The 9,080-nt window shown below is 44.5% G+C and carries 12 protein-coding genes; all 12 read right to left on the reverse strand.

The annotated features are described in order from the left end of the window. The coding region (locus NYE69_RS33105; RefSeq protein ID WP_340930632.1) for a minor capsid protein at positions 1-1,375 on the reverse strand (1,375 nt) is incomplete at its 3' end. Next, positions 1,372-1,596, reverse strand: coding sequence for a hypothetical protein (locus NYE69_RS33110; protein WP_340930634.1), 225 nt, complete (start codon positions 1,594-1,596; stop codon positions 1,372-1,374). The genes NYE69_RS33105 and NYE69_RS33110, both read right to left, overlap by 4 nt. Then, positions 1,559-3,064, reverse strand: coding sequence for a phage portal protein (locus tag NYE69_RS33115; RefSeq protein WP_340930636.1), 1,506 nt, complete (start codon positions 3,062-3,064; stop codon positions 1,559-1,561). Before NYE69_RS33115 ends, NYE69_RS33110 begins: the two co-directional genes overlap by 38 nt. A 4-nt stretch (positions 3,065-3,068) precedes the next feature. Continuing rightward, entirely contained in the window at positions 3,069-4,373 is a 1,305-nt protein-coding gene (locus NYE69_RS33120) for a PBSX family phage terminase large subunit (protein WP_340930637.1), read from the reverse strand. After that, the gene (locus NYE69_RS33125; RefSeq protein ID WP_340930639.1) at positions 4,366-4,797 is read right to left on the reverse strand and encodes a terminase small subunit; all 432 of its coding nucleotides are present in this window, start codon (positions 4,795-4,797) and stop codon (positions 4,366-4,368) included. The genes NYE69_RS33120 and NYE69_RS33125 overlap by 8 nt, the downstream gene beginning before the upstream one ends. A gap of 212 nt (positions 4,798-5,009) precedes the next feature. Beyond that, positions 5,010-6,194: a hypothetical protein gene (locus NYE69_RS33130; RefSeq protein ID WP_340930640.1), complete on the reverse strand. Its 1,185-nt coding sequence runs from the start codon at positions 6,192-6,194 to the stop codon at positions 5,010-5,012. Between the two features lie 38 nt (positions 6,195-6,232). Continuing rightward, a complete protein-coding gene (locus tag NYE69_RS33135) occupies positions 6,233-6,418 on the reverse strand; it encodes a hypothetical protein (RefSeq protein WP_340930641.1) in 186 nt (61 codons plus the stop codon). 36 nt (positions 6,419-6,454) lie between these two features. Beyond that, entirely contained in the window at positions 6,455-6,775 is a 321-nt protein-coding gene (locus NYE69_RS33140; RefSeq protein ID WP_340930642.1) for a hypothetical protein, read from the reverse strand. A 311-nt stretch (positions 6,776-7,086) separates the two neighbouring features. Then, positions 7,087-7,419: an HNH endonuclease gene (locus tag NYE69_RS33145; protein WP_340930644.1), complete on the reverse strand. Its 333-nt coding sequence runs from the start codon at positions 7,417-7,419 to the stop codon at positions 7,087-7,089. A gap of 383 nt (positions 7,420-7,802) precedes the next feature. Continuing rightward, a complete protein-coding gene (locus tag NYE69_RS33150; RefSeq protein ID WP_340930645.1) occupies positions 7,803-8,279 on the reverse strand; it encodes a sigma factor-like helix-turn-helix DNA-binding protein in 477 nt (158 codons plus the stop codon). 294 nt (positions 8,280-8,573) lie between these two features. Next, positions 8,574-8,786: a hypothetical protein gene (locus NYE69_RS33155; RefSeq protein WP_340930647.1), complete on the reverse strand. Its 213-nt coding sequence runs from the start codon at positions 8,784-8,786 to the stop codon at positions 8,574-8,576. Continuing rightward, positions 8,783-8,929 carry a hypothetical protein gene (locus NYE69_RS33160; protein WP_251592477.1) on the reverse strand — a complete coding sequence of 49 codons (147 nt, stop codon included), beginning with the start codon at positions 8,927-8,929 and terminating at the stop codon, positions 8,783-8,785. Before NYE69_RS33160 ends, NYE69_RS33155 begins: the two co-directional genes overlap by 4 nt. Positions 8,930-9,080 lie beyond the last annotated feature (151 nt).

A 9,080-nucleotide genomic window follows, 5' to 3' on the forward strand; every position in this document is an offset into this window, starting at 1 on the left:
CAAACATCCAGTCGTTGTTTTGTTGAGCAATCTTAATGTTGTAACTCGACCGATCCGGGGTCGAACTTCCGTCTGCAAGCCAGTAAGCCATGAACTTGCAGTATGTTTCAGTAGGAACCAACTTGCCCCCAAGCAAGACACCATCCACGTCTGCCCCATTCCAGTTCATGCCACACAGAAAGCGATTCTTGCCCTGTCCAGACAAAGCACGGGCTTCTCGAAGCTTCCATTTGCGGGCCTTGTTTTTGCTATCCATGTTCTGGACCAACATCCTATGGTTCGGCGTTACGAGCAAGTCGAATCGTGCGTTCCTGAAACTCCTCATTTGACCGTTGTAATGGTACGCGATAATATTTATCGCCGGTTGCCAATCAGGCAGCAGGCTTTCGGGGTCAATACTATAAAAAGTCTCGTCTCCCTGTAATTCAGAGAACAGCACCCAGCCACGAGAAGTATAGACTTCCGTAAGATCATCGTAGCAATAAGCATGTAGCGGTGGATAATTCACTCCCGCTTTAGCCTCGCTGACCGGGATCACTTCGCCGTCCATGTGTCGGCACTCTTCCGATGTTCGGCTGTCCAATGTCGCCACAAATTTGTATTTTTTAATGCCCTGTGACCTGTACCCATCAAGCCGGGATTGTCCCGAAAAATATGCTGATTCGGTCAAAATGAGTCGTTCGGCGGCACGCTTGCTTACGCCCATCCGATTAGCAAAGTCCGTAATCACTTTATCGGCAGCTTCGCCCCGGATTAAGTCCTGCGTCAATACCGTTTGCAGTTCGGATAGTAGTTTGTCCCTATCAGCCCAAATACGAGCCGAGAAATTCCGACCGTCTGGCGCCCAGGGCTTGGACAATACCTTATCAATCTGCTTTCCATCCAGCCTAGCAAACGGGATTCCCTCGCCGATGCCGCGCTGTACTTCATAGATGCCTTTGTAGTAGCCACTCTTGTATACGTCGCCCAGCACCTCGGTGGTTCCCTTTACGCGCCGCGCAGTAAGTAGTTCAACCTCTTGCCGTATCTTAGTCTGCAACTCTTCCAGTCTAGTAATGTGGGCTTTGGCGCTGGCGTTTTCAAGCTCCTTCATCCAACGCTGATCAACGGCGTTCTCCCGGCCTGCCTTGATGTAATCATCAACGGTCCAGCGAAATTCCTTGAGTTCGTTGTTTTTAAGAAGCTTTCGCGCCTCTGCCATACTGATGCCGTTGTTTTCGGCCAAACGAGCGTACCACGATTCGGTTTCGCGCTTAATCCGTGCCATAGCTTTGTCATACTCGACGTTTTGAGTCTTTATATAATCTTCGCCTTTTTTTAACTCGGCCTCGTTGAGCGTTTCCATCCGCTTGGACCAGTATTCTTCCGACCTCATTCGCCGTCACCATCACCAGCAGGAGCAACGAACCCGACGACCGGAGCCGGATCACCTGGCGGTTGTTCGGGAGGGACGTTTATGGCTGAAATAAGCTCCGCTAATACCTTTAAATCCTCTGGTGCGATTGGGTGATTTGACTTGTATATCTCGATACAAAACCCCACCATGCCCCGGATCAACTCATTCACCAACTTTATTGTCTTCGCCTCCAGCATCAAGTTCACCCCCTCCCAGTCCGCCATAACCTGCTGCCTCGCGTCGCTTCAACGCTTCTTCCTCTTCTTCTTCAATCCATTCTTCTTCTTGCTGCGGATCGGTCACCCATGGATGGTTGGCCCGTATTGTTCGGTCGGAAATGACGCCTACGCTATCTTTTGCATTTTTAACTGCTTCGGTTTCATTGATAATGATGTCTCGATTAAAAATAAAAGTGACCTCCTCGTTAAAGAAGTCACCTTCACCGCGATTTTTAAGATCGGTATTTATAAACCAGAGCAGTTGTTCTAATGCAGCCTGGAATTCTGTTTCAATGATGTTGCAGTCCATGTCCAAGTCAGCATAAAGGAATTTCAATGCCACGCCAGAAGCATTCCCGAAATTGTCGGCTTGGGTATCAACACCTCGACCGAATTCGTATATGTCCTTCCGGTTCTGTTCTTGGTGAGTCTTATAGGCCTCTGTGTTGATTTCAATATTCACCGTGTCCACATCGCCGTCAGTATTATAGAAAACAACACGATAAAGCGCGATGTTCTTCCGGAAGTCTGCACCATTTACATCGCCGTAGTTTTTGACTTTATAAATGCTGTTTGGCAAGTCCTCTAAGTTGTTAGAGTTGTCCGATTTCTGTTTGTCGTAATCATCGACCAGAGATTTGATTTGCGAAATAAGCGGCAACTCATCGTCATTGTACTTAAATGCGATGTAAGGCACCCTTTCCCAGTTGTACCCCTTTTGCGTACCATCACGATTTGTAACGATTACATGAGGTCTAAGCTCACCACTCTCCACATCAGGCACAATCCCATTGCCGGAATCTACAAACATCCTGACGCCGTTTTCGTCCCACCATTCATATTTGGTGTATTCTGTTTGTTTCGTCCCCTCCCACACTTCAACTGGGTAAAATCGGATCATTGCAGCTAATTCGGTGTGTGCTATGTCTTTCCAGAAGGGAACGCATTGTATGGTCGGTATAACCATAAACGCCAACTCCCCAGTTTCATCATAGTAGGGATGCAGCCATCCTAATCCGCCATTGATTGCATTTTTGCCAAGCGTCTGCAATTGGCGCATGAATTTTTTATCAAACTTCTTGGTTAGTTTCTCCTGATACTCTTCATTCTCCGTCTGTACCGTCATTGGTTTAGAAAGCAAATATCCTACTTTCTGATCGACCAACTTTCTCGGAAACCCGTTCACAAGTTTATTATTAGCAAGGTTTTGCACCGGCTCCAGCGCCCCGGATTCGCCGACCGCTTTACGCTCACGGTTTAGGATATCATGCTTGTTTTTATAGTAGTTTTCTCCGTCTATAATCGCCTTGTAATCGGGGGATGCTCGCCATTGGGACACCCGCGAATAAACGATCTGTTTCAAATCCATAACCGACATAGCGCCGGTTCGTAATATTGTTTCTATCTCGTCTTGCTGATCGTTCATTAGATTCAAGTCAATCCACGTCATTTAATCACCGTCCTTTTGCCGCAGGAAACCATACGCTAGGCTTCTGCATGTCGTTTTCTAGCGCATATCTGCACTGGTCTATTGTATGGTTGTCCTTGTCTTCCAGTTTTGCTTTTGGGTTGCCGTCTGCATCGGTCATATAATCGATGTTTTCAAACTCTCTTGCCGTGTTAGGGGTTCGTTGCGGATCAATGACTATCTCTTCTAAGTCATCTAGCCATTTCTCGCCATATTCAACCGATCCTGGCCCCTTTTTAGCGCCTCGTACATTAACCCCGTATCCACGCATTTCATCAATAGACTTTGGTTCTGCGCTATCGGCAAGTGTCTGCACATCGTGATAACCCTTCTTTTTAATCCACTCCGCAGCCTCCCGGTTGCTGATCTTAACGCCATATAATTCATCAAGTGCATATAGCCTCCGGCGCGTCTTGTCATAGTGCCATCGGCCAAAAGAAAAAGGATCGACTCCATAACCCCAGTCAATCCCTTGCCTGATATTGTCAAATGATTTGATTTCGTCGTCAGTGATTCTCCTGAATGTCAGGTTGTCGAACGGTACAACACCACTCCCAATTGCTTTCCCAAGGTATTCCCACTCATATTTTTTGGGTTTTGATCGCTTGACGTTTTCCGCCTCGGCTATAAATTGCTTTGATAGATGCGGATTATCCAGGTAAGTGCTATGATGCACGAAAGTGTTACTATCGATGAATTGCGTTTCGTATTTCTTGTTTACCCAACTTTGTTTTCGCTTTGGAGGGTTATAACTGTAATAAAAGGAATAATCAAAATGGTATGTCTTTTTGCGGTTTGCCTCCGATACAATTTTCCCTTCCAATTCTTCACGAAGCACCGAGTTTTCAATGGTTGTTACTTCGTCCTCTGTCTTAAACTCGGCCAGTTCTTCTATCCACATAATAGATACGGGGAATTCAGCGTCTGTTATTGATTTGAGTTTGTCGGGATCATCGGCGCCAGCGAAGTATATTTTGTTGCCGCGCGGTAAGTATTTAGCTTCTAACCTAGAGGGCACAAATTCAAAAAGATGATAAACCCCTAAAGTTATTGTCGCTTTCTTTAACTGTTGAAACACTGACTTTTGAATAGTGTTCTGCACCTTACGTATAACCAAGGCCGACACCGGATATTCTATTAGGTCACTAATTATCCTCAACGGGATATGAAACGACTTACCCGAACCACGACCACCTTTAAGCACATATCTAAGGCGCTTCTTTTTCTTGGACTCGACCCAAAACGAACGGAATGCATCAGTTACAATCTCAGACATTTTGATTTTATTCATCGATATCATCCACGATCTGAACGGCCATTGAGCCGTCAATATGCTGTTTATCCGTCCACATAGCATATCGTTTACCCAATAGTTCGGCCGCTTTAATCCTGTCCTTCCCGTCCAGTTCCTTTTTGACAAGAGTTTGCTCCCCCATGCCCAATCCTAACGGAAATTGTTCTTTGATTTGGCCACGCATGACATCAGTTAGAAATTCAAGCACTTCATCCTGCTTCGCAATGCGTTCCCCGTCTTTTTCGGCAATCAAAGCGTCGATGTACTTCTTAACGTTAGCATTTGTTAGCAGCCTGCTAGCATTTACTTTTGCTACTTCTCTGCTTTTGACTTTATAACCAGCCTTAATATAAGCTTCTGTGCCGTCTCCCAATTCAACGTAAAAGTCAGCGAATCTTTTTTGTTTTTCCGGTAAATTCATTTCATATCACCCACCTTCTTCCTTCTAACTCGCTTCGTATCATTTAATGCAAAGTACAGTAAAAATAACAAGCAGCATACCATAGATGGCTTGTTGATATTGACCGCGCCGGTAATATCTATTGGCTATAAAACCAATCAAAGCCCCACAAACAACCAATAACAATCTGATAATCATAACAGTACAATCTACCCAATTCACATTCAACCACCTCACACATAATGGATTCTTAATACCTTATCTTCTGTGTACTCAAATACTTCAAATCGCTTATGTGCTGTTGTATATCCATAATCATCGTGCCATGTATCTATTTCATTTCCTGTTGGCATTCTACGGATCACTACGCCACCTTTATCTATTACTTTTTCATGGTGTTCATGGCCCGTGAATAGCTCTCTTGTTTTGGCTCTTGACCACTCCAAGGGGAACTCCGTCGAGAAGTTTTCCGGTAGGTTCTCGATCTTCTTTTTGTCTCCGTGGTTAATGCCTATGAAGTTATGTCCCAGCATGTGGGCCTTACGCTCTTTAAACCTTGTGTCAAAGCCCACTTGCGGATATCTGGCCTCTAGGCATTTTACAAAGGCCCAGCCCATTGATTCGTCGTGATTGCCTTTCGAATAGACGATTGTTACTTTATTGCATTTCTCCAGCGCTTGTTCAATTAATGGCACATAAAAAAGCGCGGCATCTTCCCACGCTCTCTCCATGTTCACTTTTTCAATTTCCCGACCGCTTGATGTTCGTCCACGCATATCATCATTGTGTAAAAGGTCTTGACCTATGATGAATAACACTTCTTTATATCCTTGTTCAAGCAATAGCGCTATGTCTCGCTGCGTCTCTTTGTATGTTTCGTAGTTGCTTATTCCAAAGTGCATATCGAATAAAGGGACATTGAGGTATTTGGCTGATTCCTTCGGCCTTCTCTCAATGTATACCGGCTTTATTGTTTCAATCTTCTTGATGATGTCGTCCCAATTAACTGCACTTACTTTCGGTTTGACAGTGATCTTGCTACTATAAAGCGTTTGTACGCCGTCCTGCTTACTGTAAACATTCCAAATGTTGTTCCTCGCACTCACAAGCTCCCAAACATCTAAGTCATAGCCATGCGCCTTGAGCAAAAAGTTAACGTCTTTACTCTGCTCTGCCGACATTCTTAGCAGCTTATCCGACCTATGTGATCCATCCGCTAATATCTCGACAGTTTCTTTATATCCGGCAGGCGCTTGTTCTGCTATCCTCCCTCGTTTTATCCTCTTCCGGACGGCTTCCGATGTGATTTTTACCCCAAATTCCTCGGATAACTGTGCGGCAATTTCGTTGTATGTACCCGTACCTTTTAGTTCTTCCAGGCGTTTTGTTTCTTCTGGTGTCCATATGTGTTTTGGCATCTTTGCACCCCCTTTTGTTGCAAATAAAAAAAAGCCGCCTATTGGCGACCACAGATAAAATTCATAAATCTTATATATAATTTCTGTTTTTTGATCGATAGTTCTCTTTCAAACTCACCATATTCAATAAGAGCCAAAGCAATTTCCTTGAACTCTTTCCCCGTAATAACTGTGTCATCTTCTGTTTTTGAAATTTCCTCTCGTAAAACGTTAAATCCATCCACCATTATTCCCCCTTGCCCTTTGATGATATTTGCTTTTTATCCCTCGGTATTTTGTTGCCTTTTTACATATTCAACGGCTTTCTTTAACGCTTCTAAAAGAGAAACATGTTCAAAAACTTTAACTCCTCGTGCGCTTCTTTGATCCCAAATTCCAACCAACCAGGCACGCTTTACTTCTTTTAGTTGATCTTCGGGGAGAGCAACTTTCGATAAACGTTGGCGATTAGCCCGCAAGCCTCCGCTAGTTGCCGTAATTCCGTTAACTGCTGGAACATTTAAATCAACCATCACTTGATGGATTTCATCGATTCTGTATCCTAGAAAATCAATACATTCCTCTATGCTCATTTCTTTCATTGTCTATTCCTCCCGTCATTTTTCTTTGGTTTTATCATAAGCCGCTTTATTTAGGCAGCGGCAACCCTCGCGATCCGAACCTTAACCGCTGCGATCACGGCTGAAAGGAGGCGCACAGGTTATTAGCCTGTACCTTTTTAGCAGGAACGGAGTAACATAAATGAGGTATAAGCAATATAAAAGCGCTCATTTAACCGTGAGCGCAGCGGTTTGATGTGGGCAAGGATTTGCACCTTGCATACAAACTTTGCTTTTTGGCTTTCGCCCGCCCCCTTTGTTTGCGTAACGGGTTTATCCGCGTCTACTGATGACTATGCCGTCACCCGCTTACGCCGTATCTGTCTCATATGATGCATTTTACAAAGACCCTTAGCGTGATGTTTCTTTTCACAACCAGGCGCAGTACATGTGAAGTGCTTGCGGTTTTTAATTCCGTTTTTATGCTCTTTTTCATGTTCCTGCGGGGAAAGAATCTTTAAATTTTCTATTCGGTTATCTGTTTTATCTCCGTTAATGTGATGGATAGTTTCATCTGTTTTTAGTTTTCTGCCCAGATATTTTTCCATCACCAAACGATGCTCATATTCCCAAACTCTACGCTCTTTATTCCAGATTCTCTTATACCCCTTGAAATGGCCAGCCATAAACATCACCTCATGTGAATCAGATACGGCGTAAACATCTATTCCGCCACCACATCATGCACGGTTTTGCTGTTAATGGGCCAGCCAGCCGATCAACGCTTTAACCGTAAAAGCGAGCGCCAATCACACTAAACTAAGCATAGCTTAACCGTCATATCGCGTGATCAGCGCATTATAAGCACAACAGCTTACCGCCCTAAGGCGCACCGTCATGCACTTTGTTTGGGGCGGATTGCGTCTTGCTCTCCGCTCGTCCGCCCCGTTTCGCCCCTCGCGGACCTACGACACGTAAAACGTGACATCAAGCAGTCGCGACAAGCCCATTCAATAGGGATTGTGTTTTGTCCCCTCACTATATAGGTGGCAATCGTACGACAAGATTTCTAGATTACCAAAAACAGATTTGCTTCGCGCTCTTTTTTAATCTTTGCCCTGGCCCTCTCGACATACTTTTGCACCGTGCTTTTGGATGTATTCATTTCTAACGCTGTTTGTGCAAGGCTAAAGCATAGTGCCACATGCAAGGTAAATGCCTGTCGTTCTCTCTCGCTCAATGTCCGTAAGGCTTCATCAATTTGAGTCCTTTCAAATCCCGAAAGTGTAGTTGGACTTCCAACGGCTGCGGGCTGCGCCCAGGATTGAAGGTGAAGGGGATCAAAATGTACTGTACGTTGCTCTCTCGATCTTCTATATATCCCCCTTCGCGGTGCCGGTACATGCCCCAGGCTAAGCCATTCTATTGCGTATTGCACATCAGACAACATTGCAGTTACTACTTCTTGTTCTTCTTCGGGGCATATTTCTTTATACCTCATTAGCTTGATTCGAGTTTTTCGGTAACTCTTAAGTAGATCATCCATAGTTTCACCCCATTTGCACTATTTTACATAATTTTTAAATATATCGACCGATATTTTCGCCATTCATTTGCATTATATTACACATTTATCACACTAGTGGATTTATGGACACGACCATTGCCGCGTTTCCGTGATCTATTTTCGTCGCCCATTTAATTGTTTCAATTTCTTTGGGGGTGAATCTAGTTCTCTTTTTCACCCTCCAAATATCATCCCGTCTTTCGATGCCGTTTTTACCTGCATATACTGTGCTTACTACGATATGCTTTCGTACATGTCTGTTCAGTCCGTATCTCAATCTTTCGCCCCCTCCAACAAGTCAAATAGATCCGCCTGTCCTTCTGCTGTGTATTCGCTCCTATCTACTATCAGACCTTCATCAAGCCACTTTTGCGGCGCTTCTTGTGCATAGTGTTCCCAAACCCTTTCCCCGGCCCTGTGACGTTTGGGATCGGCTTTTTCGGCCTTTTCTGTCCATACCCAGTATGATTGTGCCTTTACCCTCATGCGCTTCTATCCTCCCCATATACTTTGTCTAGGATTTGCTTTGCTTTATATGCTGTTACCCATGCTGCTGATCCTTTGCGTTTTACTAAACCTTCACGTTCAAGTTTTTCAAGTTCTTGTTTCATGAGTTGTTCTGGTGACATGGTATCCCTCCCAAATAATGGATTTATACGGCCCCCACTTCGTTGGGTTTATTCAGTCGAATTGGAGGCCGTTCGGCCTATTCTTCTACTTCTTCCCATCCACCATATTTCAATAATTTCCTCACGCCGCGAACCGACGAAACCAGTACTA

It is taken from the genome of Paenibacillus sp. FSL R5-0527 (assembly GCF_038008055.1).
Lineage (GTDB): Bacteria > Bacillota > Bacilli > Paenibacillales > Paenibacillaceae > Fontibacillus > Fontibacillus macerans.

Coding starts and splice junctions, on each gene's coding strand:
- NYE69_RS33120 (WP_340930637.1), bottom strand. CDS start 4,373: ATGAATAAAATCAAAATGTCTGAGATTGTAACTGATGCATTCCGTTCG.
- NYE69_RS33150 (WP_340930645.1), bottom strand. CDS start 8,279: ATGGATGATCTACTTAAGAGTTACCGAAAAACTCGAATCAAGCTAATG.
- NYE69_RS33130 (WP_340930640.1), bottom strand. CDS start 6,194: ATGCCAAAACACATATGGACACCAGAAGAAACAAAACGCCTGGAAGAA.
- NYE69_RS33155 (WP_340930647.1), bottom strand. CDS start 8,786: ATGAGGGTAAAGGCACAATCATACTGGGTATGGACAGAAAAGGCCGAA.
- NYE69_RS33125 (WP_340930639.1), bottom strand. CDS start 4,797: ATGAATTTACCGGAAAAACAAAAAAGATTCGCTGACTTTTACGTTGAA.
- NYE69_RS33140 (WP_340930642.1), bottom strand. CDS start 6,775: ATGAAAGAAATGAGCATAGAGGAATGTATTGATTTTCTAGGATACAGA.
- NYE69_RS33160 (WP_251592477.1), bottom strand. CDS start 8,929: ATGTCACCAGAACAACTCATGAAACAAGAACTTGAAAAACTTGAACGT.
- NYE69_RS33145 (WP_340930644.1), bottom strand. CDS start 7,419: ATGGCTGGCCATTTCAAGGGGTATAAGAGAATCTGGAATAAAGAGCGT.
- NYE69_RS33115 (WP_340930636.1), bottom strand. CDS start 3,064: ATGACGTGGATTGACTTGAATCTAATGAACGATCAGCAAGACGAGATA.